Consider the following 17,945-nt stretch of genomic DNA (forward strand, 5'->3'; position numbering starts at 1 on the left):
GACCGTGAGCGGAAAAAGCACGAACAGCGACAGCAGCAACACCCATGCCCTTTCCCGGCGGCGGCTTCTCGGCACCGCAGGCGCCGCCGGGGCGACCGGACTGGTCCTCGGGGCGGCCGGCGGCGCCACCGGCTACGCCTTGACCCGTGACGAGGCACCGGCCGCGCTGACCACGGTCGGCTCCACCGAGGTGATGTTTCACGGGAAACATCAACCGGGGATCACCACTCCGCTTCAGGCAGCCGGCCATCTGATCGCCTTCGACCTCGCCCCGGGAGCCGGGCGGAAGCAGGCCGCCGCTCTGATGCGCCGGTGGTCCGCGCTGGCGCGGCGGCTGATGGCCGGCGAACCCGTCGCGGGCGCGGCGGACGGCCCCGGACACGACACCGGTGTCGCGCTGGACGCGGGCCCGTCCTCGCTCACCGTCACCTTCGGCTTCGGCGCGACCTTCTTCGAACGCACGGGCCTCACCGCGCACCGCCCGCCGGGGCTCGACCCGCTTCCCCCGTTCTCCTCCGACCACCTCGACGCCCACAGGTCCCATGGAGACCTGTGGGTCCAGATCGGCGCCGACGACGCCCTCGTCGCCTTCCACGCACTGCGGGCCGTCCAGAAGGAGGCCGCCTCGACGGCCACCGTGCGCTGGCAGATGAACGGCTTCAACCGCACACCGGGCGCCACCGCCAAGCCGATGACGGCCCGCAACCTGATGGGCCAGGTCGACGGCACGGGCAACCCGAAGCCCACGGACGACGATTTCGACAAGCGCCTGTTCGTCCCCGGCGGCCAGGACCCGGCGTACGACTGGCTCGCGGGCGGCTCCTACGCGGTGGTCCGGCGCATCCGGATGCTCCTGGACGACTGGGAGAACCTTCCGGTGGAGCGCCAGGAGCGGGTCATCGGCCGCCGCAAAGCGGACGGCGCGCCCCTCAGCGGCGGCACCGAGACCACCGCGATGGACCTCGACAAGGCGGGCCCGGACGGCAAGCTCCTGATCCCGGACAACGCGCACGCCCGGATCTCGTCGCCCGAACGCAACAGCGGGGCGGCGATGCTGCGCCGGCCGTTCTCGTACCACGACGGGATCGCCCCGGACGGCACCCCGGACGCCGGGCTGCTGTTCATCTGCTGGCAGGCCGACCCGCTGCGCGGCTTCGTCCCGGTGCAGCGCAAGCTGGACCGGGGGGACGCGCTCTCCCCCTTCATCCGCCACGAGGCGAGCGGGCTGTACGCGGTGCCGGGCGGGGCGGCGCCCGGTGAGTACGTGGGGCAGCGGCTTCTGGAGTCCTGAGCCCGTGGCAGGGCCGCCCGTCCGGGCCTGCCGCGCCCTGCCCGCGCATTAGGGTGACGGTATGTCCGCCACGCGCTACGCCTATCTCGGCCCCGAAGGCACCTTCACCGAGGTCGCCCTCCGTACGCTCCCGGAAGCCGCCACCCGCGAACTCGTCCCGATGGTCTCCGTACCGGCGGCTCTGGACGCGGTGCGCAACGGAACGGCCGCTGCGGCACTGGTACCGATCGAGAACTCCGTCGAAGGCGGCATCACCACCACCCTCGACCAGCTCACCAGCGGCGAGCCGCTGATGATCTACCGCGAGGTGCTGCTCTCCATCACCTTCGCGCTGCTCGTACGACCCGGCACCGAGCTGTCCGACATCAAGACGGTCACCGCTCACCCGGCCGCGCAGCCGCAGGTGCGCAACTGGATGGCCGCCCATCTCCCGCAGGCGGTATGGGAGTCGGCGGCGTCCAACGCGGACGGCGCGCGGCTCGTGCAGGAGGGCCGCTACGACGCGGCCTTCGCGGGGGAGTTCGCGGCGGAGAGGTACGGGCTCGAACCGCTGGTGACCGAGATCCACGACGCGGAGAACGCGCAGACCCGCTTCGTGCTCGTGGGGCGTCCGGCCCGGCCCTCCGCGCCGACCGGCGCGGACAAGACCTCCGTGGTGATCTGGCTGGGCGACGACCACCCCGGCGCCCTGCTCGAACTGCTCCAGGAGTTCGCGGTGCGCGGGGTGAACCTGATGCTGATCCAGTCTCGGCCGACCGGGGCCGGCATCGGCAACTACTGCTTCGCGGTGGACGCGGAGGGCCATATCTCCGACCGCCGGGTCGGCGAGGCCCTGATGGGGCTCAAGCGCATCTGCCCGAATGTGCGCTTCCTCGGCTCCTACCCGCGGGCCGGTGTGTCTCCGGAGGATGTACGTCCACTGCGCGCGGGAACGTCCGACGCGGAGTTCACCGAGGCGTCCGACTGGCTGGCACGCAGCCAGGACGGGCGGGCCTGACCGAGCCCGGGGCCCCCGGTCCCGGGCCACCGCCTGTCCACAGAGCCGGTGAGATCAGAGGATTGTCCGCGCCGGGAAAAGTTATCCACAGGTGAGAGATCCCACCTGGGGACAAGTCGACACCGCAATCCGACATGGTCGACAAACCGACACGGGGCGCTCACATCCATCCACAGGGCACCTGTTCGCCCCGTGTCAGCCCAATTCCGTTGATCAACTCTTTAGGGCTAGCAATTCCCACCCGAACGAGCGCGTGAAACGGGTTTGAACCTTGAATCCACGCGTTTTCACCAGCCCCTCAGAATGACCTCTTCCGCATCCACAGACTTCCCCCACAGCCTGTGGATAACTTTGACGAGTCGGCCACTCCTGTGGAAAAGCCCTGCCCAACTGCCCCAGCACACAAGCCTCGTGACCCACTCGCTCCACAATGCCGAATACCGGCAATTCGGGCAAAGCGCCACGCTTGTTCCTATCGGTTCAAGTGGGCGAAGCGGACACCGGTAGCCTGGAGGAGTGATTGACCTTCGCCTGATTCGTGAGGACCCCGACCGTGTTCGCGCCTCCCAGCGCAACCGGGGAGAGGACGTCGCACTCGTCGATGCCCTGCTCTCCGCCGACGAACGGCGCAGGTCGTCCGGGACCGCTTTCGATGAACTCCGTTCCGAGCAGAAGTCGCTCGGCAAACTCATCCCCAAGGCTTCGCCCGAAGAGCGCACCGAACTCCTGACCCGCGCCGAGCAGCTCAAGGCCGACGTCAAGGCGGCCGGCGCCGCCCAGGACGAGGCCGACGCGGAGACCAGGAACCTGCTTCTGCGGCTCGGCAACATCGTCCACCCGGACGTGCCGGTCGGCGGCGAGGAGGACTTCGTCGTCCTGGAGACGCACGGGACGATCCGCGACTTCGGCGCCGAGGGATTCGAGCCCAAGGACCACTTGGAGCTCGGCGAGGCGCTCGGCGCGATCGACATGGAGCGCGGCGCCAAGGTGTCCGGCTCGCGCTTCTACTACCTGACGGGTGTCGGCGCGCTGCTGGAGCTCGCCCTCGTCAACGCGGCGATCGCCCAGGCCACCGAGGCCGGTTTCACCCCGATGCTGACCCCGACCCTGGTCCGCCCCCGCGCCATGGAGGGCACCGGCTTCCTCGGCCAGGCGGCGGAGGACGTCTACCACCTGGACAAGGACGACCAGTATCTGGTCGGCACCTCCGAGGTACCGCTCGCCGCGTACCACATGGACGAGATCATCGACGCGGAGAAACTGCCGCTGCGTTACGCCGGCTACTCCTCCTGCTACCGCCGCGAGGCGGGCACGTACGGCAAGGACACCCGCGGCATCTTCCGGGTGCACCAGTTCACCAAGGTCGAGATGTTCTCGTACGTCGATCCGGCGGAGGCGGAGGCCGAGCACCTGCGCCTCCTGGACTGGGAGAAGCAGTGGCTCACCGGCCTCGAACTGCCCTTCCAGGTCATCGATGTGGCCAGCGGCGACCTGGGAGCCTCGGCCACCAGGAAGTACGACTGCGAGGCGTGGATCCCGACCCAGGGCAAGTATCGCGAGCTCACGTCGGCGTCCAACTGCGGCGAGTTCCAGGCACGAAGGCTCTCGGTCCGGATGCGGGACAACCGCGACGGCAAGAAGACCATGCGACCGCTGGCCACGCTGAACGGCACGCTCTGCGCCGTCCCCCGCACCATCGTGGCGATCCTGGAGAACCACCAGCTGGCCGACGGCTCGGTGCGGGTGCCCGAGATGCTCCGCCCCTACCTGGGCGGGCGCGAGATTCTGGAGCCGGTCGCCAAGTGACCTTCCCCTACAAGCTCGTCGCGACCGACCTCGACGGCACCCTCCTGCGCGACGACGAGACCGTCTCCGCGCGGACACGCGACGCCCTGAAGGCCGCCGCCGACGCCGGCGCGGCGCACATCGTCGTCACCGGCCGCGCCGTCCCGTGGACCCGGCACATCCTGGACGACCTCGGCTACGAAGGGCTGGCCGTCTGCGCGCAGGGGGCCCAGGTCTACCACGCGGGTGAGCGCAGGCTGCTCACGTCGCTCACCCTGGACCGGCAGCTCGCCGGGCTCGCCCTCTCCAAGGTCGAGGCGGAGGTCGGTCCGCTGGCGCTGGCCGCGAGCCGCGACGGGCTCGACGGCGAGGTGCTGGTCGGGCCGGGCTACCGGGTGCAGGAGGGGCCGCGGCCGGCCGTATTCGTCCAGGACCCGGCCGAGATGTGGGCCGCGCCGCTGAACAAGGTGTACATACAGCACCCGGATCTGGACGACGACGCACTGGCCGAGGCCGCGCGGGCCGCGGTCGGGAATCTGGTGGACGTGGTCATGGCGGGTCCGGGGGTCGTGGAGATCCTGCCGCTGGGACTGAGCAAGGCCACCGGCCTCTCGCTCGCCGCCCGCCGGCTGGGCGTGAAGGCCGCGGACACGATCGCCTTCGGTGACATGCCCAACGACATCCCGATGTTCGCCTGGGCCCGGCACGGCGTGGCCATGGCCAACGCCCACGCCGATCTGAAGGCCGTCGCTCAGGAGACGACCACGTCGAACGAGGACGACGGGATCGCGGTGGTGCTGGAGCGACTGCTGCGGGAGTCGTAGGCGGTCGCCCTCTTCGAGGGGCCCAGGGACCGGGGCACGGCCTCGGTCCCTGGGCCTTTTCCACGCCTGTCCGGGCCGGATCAGCGCTTGTTGTGGCGGTTCAGTTCCTTCAGACTGCGCGCCAGGGCGTCCATACGGCCGTCGAGCCGGCCGACGTCCTCCGAGACCCCGCTGAGCCGCGCGCTCATGGCACCGACGACCTGGTGGGTGGCCTCCAGTCTCCGGTCGAGGCTGTCCAGCCGGTGCGACATCCGGCTGAGGACCGGGCCCAGCTCCTGGAGCGCGGTGCCCACGCCGGCCAGGTGGCTTTCGACCCGGGTGACGCGGTGTTCGAGCGATGCGTACCCCGCGCGCAGGTCCTGCTCGGCGTCGAGCAGATACGTACGCACGCATCGGGCGACGTCGCTGTCGCGAAGGAGCATGGCGACGTTGAGCACGGTCCGGCGGGTGTAGAGGCGGAGCTGAGTGACCGCCTGTGGATAACTTTCCTCCTGCTGGCCACCCCATAGCGACAGCATGTCGCTATGGAAGTCTCGCAGGTCAGAGCCGCGCAGTACACGCATCCCGTTCTCGGACAGCTCGGTCTGATGCCTGTCGGTCAGCCTCCTGACCGCCCTTGTGGATACTTCGAAGTAACGAGCCACACCTTCTGTGCGAACGTGAATCCCGTCCGGGAGCATGACAAGGCACTTCACCTTGTCCAGGGCGTCGACACGCCCCATTTGCTCGACGCGCAACGCGCGCGATTCAAGCAGAGCGACTTCCGTCGGCATGAGCTGCCTTCCGTTCATGAAAGCTTCGCGGAATCGGACAGCCCTCTCCCCGGGCTTCAGGGGCGGAGGACGCTCACGGTAGCCACTCACTCGGGGAACCGACCGACGAGGGGGCTCCCCCCGCCGCATCGGCCATCTGCACTTTTCACGAACGCTACGACGCCACGGATTCCAGTTGCCTCCACGCACCGTGGACAACGCGTCGATAAAAGTACAGTTACGCGTAAGACTGTCCGACATGTGACAACCCCCGGCCATCGACCGGGGGTTGTCACATGTCGGACGGCCGTCCGCTCACTCCTCGCCGGCCAGCTTCAGCGTGCGCAGCTTCTGCCCCGCGTACCAGGTCGCCGCGACGGTGACCACGGCGAGCAGGACCGTGGCGAGCGGCAGACCCACGTCCGAGGTGATCGCACCGTTGCCACCGGTCTTCTCCGCCAGCGCGAGCGCCCACTGCTGCACGCTGAGCGTGCGCGCGCCCGGCACCAGGCTGCCGAACAGGGCCTCCCACACCAGCGCGTAGACGAGACCCAGCACGACCGCGTGCCGGCTGACCGTGCCCAGCAGCAGGAACAGCGCGCTGTAGGCGATCGAGGCGACCAGTGCGGCGATGGTGTAGGCCACCGCGATCTGCTGGCCGTTGCCGTTGAGGATCAGGCCCGCGATCATCGTCGGCACCGCCGAGAAGACCATGGTCACCGCGATCGCGACGATCAGCTTGGTGAGGATGATCGTCGGCCGGCTCACCGGCTTGGACAGCAGGTAGACGATCGAGCCGTCATCGATCTCCGGCCCGATGGCGCCCGTGCCGGCGATCACGCCGATCAACGGCACCATGGTGGCGATGGCGAATCCGCCCAGGACGTCCGAGGCCACCTGGTCGTCGGCCCCCGCGAACATCCGCACCGCCACCGCGATGACGATCAGCAGTGCGGGCAGCACGAAGAGGATGGCGGCCCGGCGCCGGCCGAGCAGCGCCCGGTAGGTGAGCCGGGCGACTGTGGGGTCGTACATGACGTCACAGCTCCTTGTCGGCCTCAGGCCGCTACGAGATAGGAAAAGACCGATTCGAGGGACTCGTCGGACGGTGAAACGGTCAGCAGACGAATGCCCTGCTCACGTGCGACCTTGGGCAACAGCGCCGTGAAGCGGGCAAAATCGATCGCCTGGATACGCAAAGCGTTCTCGCTCAGGTCCACTTCGATCCCCGCTGTCGACGGATCGGCGATGAGCGCGGCGGCCAGGGCCCGGTCGTCGCTCGACCGTACGAGATAGCGGTGCGGGCGGTCCGTCATCAGCCGGCGGATGCGGCGGAAGTCACCGGACGCCGCGTGCCGGCCCGCGACGACGACCTCGATGTGCGAGGCGAGCTGTTCGACCTCTTCGAGGATGTGCGAGGAGAAGAGGACCGTCCGGCCTTCCGCGCCCATCCGCCGCAGCAGGTCCATCAGCTGCATCCGCTGGCGCGGGTCCATCCCGTTGAACGGCTCGTCCAGCAGCAGCACGGACGGGTTGTGGACCAGCGCGGACGCCATCTTCACGCGCTGGCGCATGCCCTTGCTGTACGTCGCGATCTTGCGGTCCTGCGCGTACTCCATCTCGACCGTGGCCAGTGCCGCAGCCGCTTCGGCCGCGCCCAGTCCGTGCAGTTCGGCGTTGGCCACCACGAACTCGCGGCCGGTCAGGAAGTCGTACATCGCCTCCCGCTCCGGGACGATGCCGATCTCCCGGTACACGGCCTCGTTGCGCCAGATCGCCTTCCCGTCCAGCGTGACCGTGCCCGTGGACGGCGCGAGAAACCCGGCCATCATGTTGATCAGCGTCGACTTGCCCGCCCCGTTGGGGCCCAGCAGACCGGTGACTCCGGGTCCCACGGTCATGCTGACGTCGTTGACGGCGACCACGTTGCCGAACCAGCGGGAGGTGTGATCGATCTCGATGGTGGTCACAGCCCGACCTTCCGGTAGCGGCGCATCAGTACGGCGTACGAGCCGGCGACGAGCGCGAGAACAACGAGCAGGTAGACGACGCCCGTCCCGGCGCCCGGGCCGTTGCCGCCGGGGAAGGCCGAACTCGCCCCGAGGAACGCGGTCTGCACCCCGTCGACCAGCGTGAGCGGGGAGAACAGCCCCAGCCACGGCACCGCCCCCTCCGAACCTGTCGACCAGGCGATCCCCTGGACGGTCGAGACCGCCCCGTAGGTGATCATCAGCAGCGCGATGACGGCCGCCACGCCGAAGCCGCGGCGCGGGGTCAGCGCGGCCATCACAAGGCCGAGTCCGGCGAACAGCACGGAGAGCAGAAGCACGGAAACCATCCCCTGGGCGAACCACTCGGTCTGGTCGCCGAAGTCGAACTTCCCCAGCAGCGCGCCGATGTAGAGGATCACGACCGGCGCCCCGGTCAGCACGAAGACCGCGGAGGCCATCGCGGCGAACTTGGCGAGGACGTAGTCCCCGTGCTCGATCGGCCGCGAGAAGTACAGCGGCACGGTCTTGAACCGCAGGTCCCTGGAGACCGCCTGCGGTGCCTGCGCGGCGATGAACAGGCTGATGACGGGCTGGAGGTAGATCGCGAACGACGTGTACTTGATGGGGAGCTTCGTCGTCCCCGGGGTGGCGATGGCGACGGCCACGATGATCGCCGCCACCATGCACATCACGCCGAACAGCAGCATGGGCAGCACCTTGGACTTGGCCGACCGGCCGAGCCCGAAGGAGCCGCGCAGGGTCTGCGAGTACAGCGAGCGGCGGGCGTACGCGCGCCCGAGCCGCGGGCCGTCGTAGGCGCGGTAGCCGATGTTGTGGATCCGGGAGGTCTCGTTCCCGGTCGCGGCGCCGGTCTCAGTGCTCATCGTGTCCGCCCCCCTTCTGCAGTACGGCTCCGGCCGGCACGGCCGCGGGCCGTTCCTCGCTGCGGAACACCTCGGCGATGTGATGACGGCGCTGTTCCATCCGTACGAGGCCGAGTCCGAGCCCCGCGACGCTGTCGCGCACGAGGTCGTACGTCTCCTCGCCGGTCGCCTCGACCAGCAGGATGTGACCGGCACCGGGCAGCCCCTGGGTGTCCAGTCCGTCGAGACCGACGAGTTTGACGCCCGCCTCGGTGAGGGAACGGCGCAGGGCGCCCGTTCCGTCCGGATGGGTGTCGCTGTCGGTGACCTCGACCGCAAGGGTCGTCGTGGTCTGCGTGAAGTCACTGGTGGAGCTGGAACGCAGCAGCTTCCCGCCGTCGACGACGACGACATGGTCGCAGGTGCGCTCCAGCTCGCCGAGCAGGTGCGAAGTGACCAGGACCGAGATGCCGAAGTCGCTGTAGATCCGGCGGATCAGGGCGAGCATCTCGTCGCGCCCCACCGGGTCGAGCCCGTTGGTCGGCTCGTCGAGCAGGACCAGCTGGGGGTCGTGAACCAGCGCCTGGGCCAGCTTCACCCGCTGTTTCATGCCCGTCGAGTAACCGCCGATGGGGCGGTAGCGCTCCTCGTACAGGCCGACATGGCGCAGGGTGTCCGCCGTGCGTTCACGGGCGGCGGTCGGTGGCAGACCGGACATGCGCGCCATGTGGACGACGAACTCGGTGGCCGAGACGTCGGGCGGCAGGCAGTCGTGCTCCGGCATGTAGCCGACCCGCTCGCGGATGGCAGGACCGCTGGTCGAGACGTCGAGCCCGAGCACGGCGGCCCTGCCCTCGGTCGCGGGGGACAGACCCAGCAGGATCTTGATCAGCGTGGACTTGCCGGCCCCGTTGGCGCCCACCAGCCCGGTCACACCCGGGCCGATGTCCAGGGTGAGCCGGTCAAGCGCGGTCACCCGGGGGAACCGTTTACTCAGACCTTCGGCAGCGATGACATTCACGGATACGACGGTAGTGGCGCGGACCACAGCAGTCGTCAGACCTGACGGCTGGATCGGCGTCAGACTCGAGTTGTAGGGAACCCGTAAGGGGACCTCACTGAGGACCACGGCAACCCCCTCACACAAGCGGTCACGGCCTGCACGGAGAGTTGTCCACAGGCCGCTTCTCCCCCTTGACGTAGCCGTCGGCCATTGTCACATTCATCAGTGTCACGTTACGAGCACGTACCGCACACAGCAGCGAACGGACGGTGGCATGGCTTCACGAGGGAAGAGCGAACGGCCCGCGGCCAAGGGGCGGTCCGCGGGGAACGGCGGCCCGCGGCTGCGTGATCTGCCCGGCGCGCGCGAGCGCCGGGTGGCCACGGGGGGCATCGAGCTGTGCGTGGTCGAGCTGGGGCATCCGGAGCGGCCGACGATCGTGCTGGTGCACGGCTACCCGGACAGCAAGGAGGTCTGGACGCAGGTCGCCGCCCGGCTGGCCGACGAATGGCACGTCGTGCTGTACGACGTGCGCGGGCACGGCGGCTCGACGGCTCCGAAGCCCTTGCGCGGCGGCTTCACGCTGGAGAAGCTGACCGACGACTTCCTGGCCGTGGCCGACGCGGTGAGTCCGGACCGTCCTGTCCATGTGGTGGGGCACGACTGGGGTTCGGTCCAGTCCTGGGAGTTCGCCACGGTCAGCCGTACGGAGGGCCGGATCGCGTCCTTCACCTCGATGTCCGGTCCTTCCCTGGACCACTTCGGGCACTGGATCAAGCGCCGGGTGCACCGGCCGACCCCGCGCCGGGTCAATCAGCTCCTCGGACAGGGAGCCAAGTCCTGGTACGTGTACATGCTGCACACCCCGGCCCTGCCCGAGCTGGCCTGGCGCGGGCCACTCGGCAAGCGGTGGCCGGGCATCCTGGAGCGGCTGGAGAAGGTGCCCCCGGGCGATTACCCGACGCCCTCACTGCCGAACGACGCGGCGCACGGGGCCTGGCTCTACCGGGACAACGTGCGTTCCCGGCTGCGCAGGCCCCGTACGGACGCGTACGCGCACGTGCCGGTGCAGCTGATCACGCCGACCGGGGACGTGTTCCTGTCGGAACAGCTCTACGACGACCTCGAGTCCTGGGTCCCGCAGCTGACCCGCCGCTCGCTTCCGGCCAAGCACTGGGTGCCTCGCACCCGCCCGGACCAGCTGGCCTCGTGGATCGGTGAGTTCGCGACGGCCGTCGAGTCGGCCCGGACGACCGGCGTTCCGGTGGAGTCCCGGGCGGATGGGCCCTACGCGGAGTGGTTCGGCGGCCGGCTCGTGCTGGTGACGGGTGCCGCGGGCGGGATAGGGCGCGCCACGGCGCTCGCCTTCGCGAGGTCGGGCGCCAGGGTGGTGGCCGTCGACCGGGATGCCGAAGGGGCCGAGCGGACCGCGGAGTCGGCCCGGGCGGCCGGGGCTCCGGAAGCCTGGGCCGAGGCGGTGGACGTGAGCGACGAGCAGGCCATGGAGAAGCTTGCCGCCCGGGTGGCCGATGAGCACGGCGTGGTCGACGTGCTGGTCAACAACGCGGGCATCGGGCTGTCGGGGCCGTTCCTGGAGACGACGCCCGAGGACTGGCGGAACGTTCTCGATGTGAACCTGTGGGGGGTCATCCACGGCTGCCGGCTCTTCGGGCGGCAGATGGCCGAGCGCGGCCAGGGCGGCCACATCGTCAACATCGCTTCGGCGGCGGCCTTCCAGCCGTCCCGCGCTTTCCCCGCGTACAGCACGTCCAAGGCCGCCGTGCTGATGCTCAGCGAGTGTCTGCGCGCCGAGCTCGCCGAGAAGGCGATCGGGGTCAGCGCGATCTGCCCGGGGATCGTCAACACCGGCATCACCGACACGGCGCGGTTCGTCGGGACGGACGCGGCGGAGGAGCAGCGACTGCGAAGGCGCGTCGGCAAGCTCTACGGCGCGCGCAACTACCCGCCGGAAAAGGTGGCGGAGGCGGTTCTCCGCGCGGTCGTACGCAATCAGGCCGTCGTCCCGGTGACACCGGAGTCGCATGCCGTACGCCTTCTGTCCCGCGTCGGCCCCGGCGTGCTGCGGGGCATCGCCCGGCTGAAGCCGCCGCTGTGAGCCGGGCGGGTGCGGGAGACTCCGAGGGCGAACACGGTTCGGAGCCAGGGCGGTTGGCGCCGGAGTACCGGATCGAGGATCTCGCTCAGGCCAGCGGCGCCACGGTCCGTACGATTCGGGGCTATCAGGACCGCGGACTGCTGCCCGCCCCGGAGCGACGAGGCCGGGCAAATGTGTACGGGCCCGACCATCTCTTCCGTCTCCGTCAGATCGCCGGTCTACTGGACCGGGGGTACACCCTGGCCAGCATCAAGGAGTTGCTCGACGCCTGGGACACCGGACGCGGGCTGGGGGGTGTCCTGGGTCTCGTCGCCGAGGTGCACGGCCCGTGGACCGGCGAGCGAGCCGGCCGCATCACCCGCGCCCAACTGACCGCGAAGTTCGGGGGAGAGGCCGATGACCGGGCCATCGGCGAGGCGGTCGAGCTCGGCGTACTCGAACGCCTGCCGGGAAGTGACGAGGAGTTCGGCGTGCCGAGCCCTCAGGAACTCGCGGTCGCGGTGGAGTTGTACGCGGCGGGCGTGCCGCTGACGGCGATCGCGGCGCAGTTGCGGGAAGTTCGCGGCCAGGTCGAGCAGATGACCTCCCGCTTCCTGGAGTTCACGACCGAGCATGTCTTCGCCCGATATCTGGGCCATCCGCGTACGACCGATGCGGCGGATGACGCGGCGTCGATGGTGCGGCGCCTGAAGCCGCTCGCCCAACAGACCGTGGAAGTCGAACTCGCGCGTGCGATGCGGATGTTCGCGACGCGGCATTTGGAGGGTCATCTGGCGTCCGGTGCGTACGCCGAAGCGGTCCACGCCGCTGGTGGCGAGGTCGCCGTGCAATTGCCGGCCTCGACGATCAATGCCGTGGAAAAGCTGGTTGGGCCCAAGGGCGTGGGCGCCTTCATCGCCGCTGCGACCGAACGGGAGGTGAACAAAAGGACGTTGGACTCGCTGGCCTCACCACCCCGCGGATAGCGACATGTTGCCCAAAACGCCTATTCGGGCGGGCCGTTGTCCACAGATGCTGCAATTTGCCTGTGGATAACTCAAACTGACTGTGGATCAAACCTCTGCGCCCACATCGTTTCGGTGAAGCGCGAACGAAATGAGGATGCGCCAAGGACGTGTCAGGGTCACGCTGAAAGGATGGACGAAAGACGCACCGTCAAGGTGTCCAAGTACCTCTCCACACACCTGCGGCACCAGCCCGACCGGATCGGAATCACGCTCGACGCCCACGGCTGGGTGCCGATCGAGGAGCTGCTGAGCGCGGCGGCTCGCCATCACTTTCCGATCATCAGGGCGGAGCTCGACCATGTGGTCGCCTCCAACGACAAGCAGCGCTTCGCCGTGGACGCCGACCGCATCCGGGCGAGCCAGGGCCACACCGTGACCGTGGACCTGGGACTGCCGCCGGCCGAACCGCCCCAGTACCTCTACCACGGTACGGTCGGCCGGTCCCTGGGCGCGATCCGTGCCGAGGGGCTGCGCCCGATGAACCGTACCCACGTGCATCTCTCGCCCGACCGCGAGACCGCTACCCGCGTGGGGGCCCGGCGCGGGCGCCCCGTCGTGCTGTCCGTGGACGCGGGCGCCATGCACCGCGCGGGCCACACGTTCTGGGTCAGCGCCAACGGGGTGTGGCTCACGAATGCGGTGCCCGCCGAGTTCCTGCGCCTGCCGGGCTGAGCCGGGGCCCGAGAGCATACGGACCCCGCCCCCCGTCAGCCGGCCAGCTGGGCCGCGCCCCGCGTCGCGATCTCCTCGAACAGCTTCTCGTCCGGCACCGCCGCGTCGAACCCCGGTCCGTCGGCGGGCACCGGCGCGTGGACGACGATCTCCGAGAACCCCAGCTCCGCGTGCCTGCCCGCGAAGTCCACGAACGCGTCGACGGAGTCGAAGGGCCGGCCCCCGCCCGCGGCCAGGCCCGGGTTGAACTCCGGCGTGAATCCGGTGAGCAGGATCTTCTCCAGCTCGGCCACGTCCCGCCCGGTCTCCGCGCACGCGCGCCCCAGCCCGTCCATTTGCCGGCCGAGGGCCTCGGCCGACTGCGCGCCGCTGCCCGCCTCGTACAGCTTCGGGTCCCCCGTGGTCACCCACGCCTGACCGTGGCGCGCGGCCAGCGCCAGACCGCGCGGCCCCGTAGCGGCGACGGCGAAGGGCAACCGGGGCCGCTGCACACAGCCGGGGAGGTTCCGTGCCTCGGTGGCCGCGTAGAACTCCCCCTCGTACGACTTGTCGGCCGGCTCGCGCAACAGGGCGTCCAGCAGCGTGACGAACTCCCCGAAGCGGTCGGCGCGCTGCCGCGGCGTCCACGGGACCTCGCCGCTCCTCAGCAGGGTCGTCGCGTCGAAGCCGTTGCCTCCCGCGCCGATCCCGAGGGTGATCCGGCCCGCCGAGATGTCGTCGAGCGAGATCAGCTCCTTGGCCAGGGTGACCGGGTGGCGGAAGTTCGGCGAGGTGACAAGCGTGCCGAGCCGGAGCCGGTCGGTGGCTGCCGCGGCTGCCGTGAGCGTCGGCAGTGCCCCGAACCACGGGCTGTCCCGGAAGGCCCGCCAGGACAGGTGGTCGTAGGTGTAGGCGGCGTGGAATCCCAGCTCCTCGGCGCGCCGCCAGCGCTCGCGTCCATCCTGGTGCCAGCGGTGGATCGGCAGAATCACAGTGCTCAGTCGCATGGGGCGACCCTATGAGAGGTCGAGGAGGTGCCGCATCGCGTCCGCGGCGCGGACGGCGGCGTCGCCGCAGCAGTTGTTGAAGAGCACATGGACCTCGTGCGCCCGCTCGGCCATCTCGCGGACACGCGGCACCCACTCGGAGAGCTCAGCGGTCGTGTACGTGTGACGGAACCTCTCCTCCTTGGTTCCCGTTCCCCAGGCGCTGCTGCGGCCGTGCAGGCGCACGAGGGCGAACCGCGGGTGGGTGACCCGTACGACCGGCGGCACGGAGGCCGGCAGCGTCTGGGCCATGTCCACGGCCACGGCAGCCGCGTCCAGATCCGTCAGCAGGGCAGCCGTCTCATCGGCCCGGTCCCCGTGCCACCAGCCCGGATGCCGGAACTCCACCGCCACGGGCCATCCCGCGGCACGCGCACGGCACCGCCGGAGGAACTCCTCCGCCGGCCTCCCCGGTACGAGCCGGGCGGGAAACTGGAAGACCAGCGTGGCCAGCCGGCCGGACGCCCGCAGCGGTTCGAGCGCGGCGCTGTACCGCTGCCACACCTCGTCCAGCAGGCCCGGGTCGGCGCCCGCCCGCTCTCGCGCGAGGGCCGGGCGCAGGTCGGCCGGAAGCGCCTCCGGACGGGTGGGGTGCCCGGTCAGCAGGGAGAACGCCTTCACGTCGAACCGGAAGCCGTCCGGGGTGCGGTCGGTCCACAGACGGCTGTTGCGGATGCTGGGCAGCCCGTAATACGTGGAGTCCACCTCCGCCACCGGGAACCGCGCGGCGTAGTGCCGTAGCCGTCCCTCCGCGTCGCGGCTGCCCCGGGGGTACCAGCCGCTGGCCAACAGGGCCTTGTCCGTCCATGAGCAGGTGCCGACCCGGATCTCTCCCATCCCGCCCGTGTTCCCCGTCTTCTCCTCACGACTCCGGGGCGACGCGGACATATGCCGGAGGAATGTTCGGAGGTCAGAGCCATAGGCTCTCAAATGTGCGACCCTCCGCACGCCCGTGCGCTTTCGTACGCGAGAATGTACGGGTGACCACCGTTATCGAGCAGTCCGCGCCTGTCGCTCCCCGGCTGATCGCCACGGATCTGGACGGCACTCTTCTCCGCGACGACAAGACCGTCTCGGACCGCACGGTCCGGGCACTCGCCGCCGCCGAGGAGGCGGGCGTCGAGGTCTTCTTCGTCACCGGCCGCCCCGCCCGCTGGATGGACGTCGTCAGCGACCACGTCCACGGACACGGTCTGGCGATCTGCGCCAACGGCGCCGCCGTCGCCGATCTGCACGCCGGTGGACGGCTGCTGAAGGTGCGGGGCCTTGAGCGCGCGACGGCCCTGGACGTCGTCCACACGCTGCGCGCCGCCGCGCCCGGCACGTCCTTCGCCGTCGAGCTGACCACCGGTATCCACTACGAGCCCGCCTATCCGCCCTTCCACCTCGACCCGGGTGCCACCATCGCGGTCGCGGAGAAGCTGCTGCACGAGGAGACCCCGGGCGGAGGCGTGCCCGTGCTGAAGCTGCTCGCCAAGCACGGCGAGCTGGACCCGGACGAGTTCCTGGCGCTGGCCCGGGCGGCCGCCGGGGAACGGGCCGCCTTCACCCGGTCCAGCCCCACCGCGCTCATCGAGATCAGCGGGCCTGGCGTCTCCAAGGCCAGCACCCTGGAACTGTGCTGCGCCGAGCGCGGCATCGCGGCCGCCGAGGTCGTCGCCTTCGGTGACATGCCCAACGACGTGGAGATGCTGAGCTGGGCCGGCACCTCGTACGCCATGGGCAACGCCCACCCGGCCGCCCTCGCCGCCGCGTCCGGCCGGACGGTCACCAACAACGAGGACGGCGTGGCCGTGGTCATCGAGCGCATCCTCGCCGAACGAGCGGGAAGCCTCGCGGGACGCTGAGCCCAGGGGCCTGCGGGCCGGGCCCCTGGGGCCCGGCCTGTCCCTGAGGCCGCGCAGCAGTGCTCACAGCGGTGCCTGCCACACCACCGTCGTACCGCCGCCGCCCTCCCCGATCCCCTGTTCGAACCAGCTCGCCCCGCCCAGCGACTCCGCCCGGCGGGCCAGGTTCCGCAGACCGCTGCGGCGTCCACCCTCCGGCATGCCCACCCCGTCGTCGGCGACCGAGAGCCGCACCGCGTTCCGCCCGTCGTCCAGCGTGACGGTCGCGTCCACGACCACCTCGATGCGCGCCGCGGCGGCGTGCCGGAAGGCATTGGACAGCGCCTCCCGCAGCGCCGCGATCAAGTTCTTGGCCGTCAGCTCGCCGACCAGCGAGTCGACCGCCCCGACGAAGCGGTGGAACGGCTTGAAACCCAGAGGCACGGCGGCCATGTTGATCTCGCGCAGGACCCGGGTGCGCAGCCCGGACGGCGCCTCCGCCGGTTCCTGCTGGAGCGCGAAGATCGCGGTCCGGATCTCCTGGATGGTCACGTCCAGCTCGTCCACCGCCCGGCCGACCCCGGTCTGCACCTCCGGCACGTCCGACCGCCGCTGCGCGCTCTCGAGCATCATCCCGGTCGCGAACAGCCGTTGGATGACCAGATCGTGCAGGTCGCGGGCGATCCGGTCGCGGTCCTCGTAGACCGCGAGGCGTTCCCGGTCGCGCTGGGCTTCGGCCATCATCAGGGCCAGCGCGGCCTGCGAGGCGAACTGGGTGGCCAGCGTCCGTTCCGTCTCCGTGAAGGACCGGTCGCCCCTGGCCCGGGGCATCGCCAGCGCGCCCAGCACCCGGCCCCCGCTGTGCAGGGGCAGCAGCATGCTCGGACCGAACGGATCCGCCAGCCTGGTGATCAGTCGGGTGTCGGTGGCCGAGTCGTCCACGAAAACCGCCTCGCCGCTCAGGAGCATGCCCACCACGGGGCTCTGGGCCGGAACGATCACCCCGAGCGAGTCGGCCGGATCATCCGCCGAGACGGCGACGATCTCCAGACCGCCGCCCTCGGCCGGCAACAGCACGATGCCGGCCGCGGCGCCCGCGAGACGGCGGGCCTGCTCCGCGACGACCGTGAGCGCTTCGTCGGCGTCGCTGCCGGAGAGCAGCGCGGTCGTCACGGCGACCGAGCCGTCGATCCACCGCTCGCGCTGCCGGGCCGCCTCGTACAGCCGCGCGTTGCCGATGGCGATCCCGGCCTCCGTCGCGAGGACCCGCACCAGGTGCAGGTCGTAGTCGCTGAACTCTCCGCCGCCGTCCTTCTCCGCGAGATACAGATTGCCGAAGATCTCGCCCTGGACCCTGATCGGAACGCCGAGAAACGTGCGCATGAGCGGATGGCCGGGCGGAAATCCGGCGAACCTCGGATCGGTGGTCAGGTCCGCGAGGCGCAGCGGGCGGGGGTCGTGGATGAGGGCGCCGAGCAGCCCCCGGTGCCCGTCGGGCCGTCGGCCGATCTCGTGCGCCACCGGGTCGGGAACCCCATGGGTGACGAAGTCGGAGAGTCCTTCACCCTCCTCGTTCACGACTCCGATCGCGGCGTAGCGGGCGTGGGCCAGCTCCGCCGCCGTCTCGCAGATCCGGTCGAGCGTGGAATGCAGTTCGAGGCCGGTCCCCACGGAGCGCATGGCTTCCAGCAGGCGCGGCACCTGGGCGGTGAGCTCGGTGGACAGGCCCTGCAGGCTCCTGGCCGGATCCTCCTCAGACATACTGCGAGCCTAATTAGTCACATTTGACCTGG

At 70.2% G+C, this 17,945-nt stretch carries 16 protein-coding genes; 8 read left to right on the forward strand and 8 right to left on the reverse strand.

Features of this window, described 5'->3' with window-relative positions:
- The first annotated feature begins 4 nt into the window (after window positions 1–4).
- From efeB to ACN6LM_RS03255, 4 genes are all read left to right on the forward strand, one after another.
- On the forward strand, window positions 5–1,291 hold the full coding sequence (gene efeB, locus ACN6LM_RS03240) for an iron uptake transporter deferrochelatase/peroxidase subunit (protein WP_445063730.1): 1,287 nt from the start codon (window positions 5–7) through the stop codon (window positions 1,289–1,291).
- A gap of 61 nt (window positions 1,292–1,352) precedes the next feature.
- A complete protein-coding gene (gene pheA, locus ACN6LM_RS03245) occupies window positions 1,353–2,288 on the forward strand; it encodes a prephenate dehydratase (protein ID WP_445063731.1) in 936 nt (311 codons plus the stop codon).
- A 516-nt stretch (window positions 2,289–2,804) separates the two neighbouring features.
- The gene (serS, locus tag ACN6LM_RS03250) at window positions 2,805–4,094 is read left to right on the forward strand and encodes a serine--tRNA ligase (RefSeq protein WP_445063732.1); all 1,290 of its coding nucleotides are present in this window, start codon (window positions 2,805–2,807) and stop codon (window positions 4,092–4,094) included.
- Window positions 4,091–4,897, forward strand: a complete 807-nt coding sequence (locus tag ACN6LM_RS03255) for an HAD family hydrolase (protein ID WP_445063733.1) — start codon at window positions 4,091–4,093, stop codon at window positions 4,895–4,897. Before serS ends, ACN6LM_RS03255 begins: the two co-directional genes overlap by 4 nt.
- An 80-nt stretch (window positions 4,898–4,977) precedes the next feature.
- Here ACN6LM_RS03255 and ACN6LM_RS03260 read toward each other — a convergent pair whose 3' ends face one another.
- From ACN6LM_RS03260 to ACN6LM_RS03280, 5 genes are all read right to left on the reverse strand, one after another.
- A complete protein-coding gene (locus ACN6LM_RS03260) occupies window positions 4,978–5,670 on the reverse strand; it encodes a hypothetical protein (protein ID WP_445063734.1) in 693 nt (230 codons plus the stop codon).
- Window positions 5,671–5,964: 294 nt separating this feature from the next.
- Entirely contained in the window at window positions 5,965–6,684 is a 720-nt protein-coding gene (locus tag ACN6LM_RS03265) for an ABC transporter permease (RefSeq protein ID WP_445063735.1), read from the reverse strand.
- Between the two features lie 23 nt (window positions 6,685–6,707).
- Window positions 6,708–7,619: an ABC transporter ATP-binding protein gene (locus tag ACN6LM_RS03270; RefSeq protein WP_445063736.1), complete on the reverse strand. Its 912-nt coding sequence runs from the start codon at window positions 7,617–7,619 to the stop codon at window positions 6,708–6,710.
- Complete coding sequence (locus ACN6LM_RS03275; RefSeq protein WP_425813138.1) at window positions 7,616–8,524, reverse strand: ABC transporter permease; 909 nt, start codon at window positions 8,522–8,524, stop codon at window positions 7,616–7,618. The genes ACN6LM_RS03270 and ACN6LM_RS03275 overlap by 4 nt, the downstream gene beginning before the upstream one ends.
- A complete protein-coding gene (locus tag ACN6LM_RS03280) occupies window positions 8,514–9,524 on the reverse strand; it encodes an ABC transporter ATP-binding protein (RefSeq protein ID WP_445063737.1) in 1,011 nt (336 codons plus the stop codon). Before ACN6LM_RS03280 ends, ACN6LM_RS03275 begins: the two co-directional genes overlap by 11 nt.
- A gap of 325 nt (window positions 9,525–9,849) precedes the next feature.
- On the opposite strand from ACN6LM_RS03280, the gene ACN6LM_RS03285 reads away from it, so the two are divergent.
- The 3 genes from ACN6LM_RS03285 (at window position 9,850) to ACN6LM_RS03295 (ending at window position 13,301) form a co-directional block, all read left to right on the forward strand.
- Complete coding sequence (locus tag ACN6LM_RS03285) at window positions 9,850–11,622, forward strand: SDR family oxidoreductase (RefSeq protein ID WP_445063770.1); 1,773 nt, start codon at window positions 9,850–9,852, stop codon at window positions 11,620–11,622.
- Between the two features lie 53 nt (window positions 11,623–11,675).
- Entirely contained in the window at window positions 11,676–12,587 is a 912-nt protein-coding gene (locus tag ACN6LM_RS03290) for a MerR family transcriptional regulator (RefSeq protein WP_445063738.1), read from the forward strand.
- Between the two features lie 171 nt (window positions 12,588–12,758).
- Window positions 12,759–13,301: an RNA 2'-phosphotransferase gene (locus ACN6LM_RS03295; RefSeq protein WP_445063739.1), complete on the forward strand. Its 543-nt coding sequence runs from the start codon at window positions 12,759–12,761 to the stop codon at window positions 13,299–13,301.
- A gap of 35 nt (window positions 13,302–13,336) precedes the next feature.
- Here ACN6LM_RS03295 and ACN6LM_RS03300 read toward each other — a convergent pair whose 3' ends face one another.
- On the reverse strand, window positions 13,337–14,287 hold the full coding sequence (locus tag ACN6LM_RS03300; RefSeq protein WP_445063740.1) for an LLM class flavin-dependent oxidoreductase: 951 nt from the start codon (window positions 14,285–14,287) through the stop codon (window positions 13,337–13,339).
- Between the two features lie 9 nt (window positions 14,288–14,296).
- Window positions 14,297–15,163, reverse strand: a complete 867-nt coding sequence (locus tag ACN6LM_RS03305) for a DUF72 domain-containing protein (protein ID WP_445063741.1) — start codon at window positions 15,161–15,163, stop codon at window positions 14,297–14,299.
- A gap of 143 nt (window positions 15,164–15,306) precedes the next feature.
- Between ACN6LM_RS03305 and ACN6LM_RS03310 the strand changes: the two genes are divergently transcribed.
- On the forward strand, window positions 15,307–16,173 hold the full coding sequence (locus tag ACN6LM_RS03310) for a Cof-type HAD-IIB family hydrolase (RefSeq protein ID WP_445063742.1): 867 nt from the start codon (window positions 15,307–15,309) through the stop codon (window positions 16,171–16,173).
- 63 nt (window positions 16,174–16,236) lie between these two features.
- On the opposite strand, the gene ACN6LM_RS03315 is transcribed toward ACN6LM_RS03310, so the two are convergent.
- Window positions 16,237–17,913: a sensor histidine kinase gene (locus ACN6LM_RS03315; protein ID WP_445063743.1), complete on the reverse strand. Its 1,677-nt coding sequence runs from the start codon at window positions 17,911–17,913 to the stop codon at window positions 16,237–16,239.
- Window positions 17,914–17,945: the final 32 nt, after the last annotated feature.

Source organism: Streptomyces sp. SAS_281 (assembly GCF_052542855.1).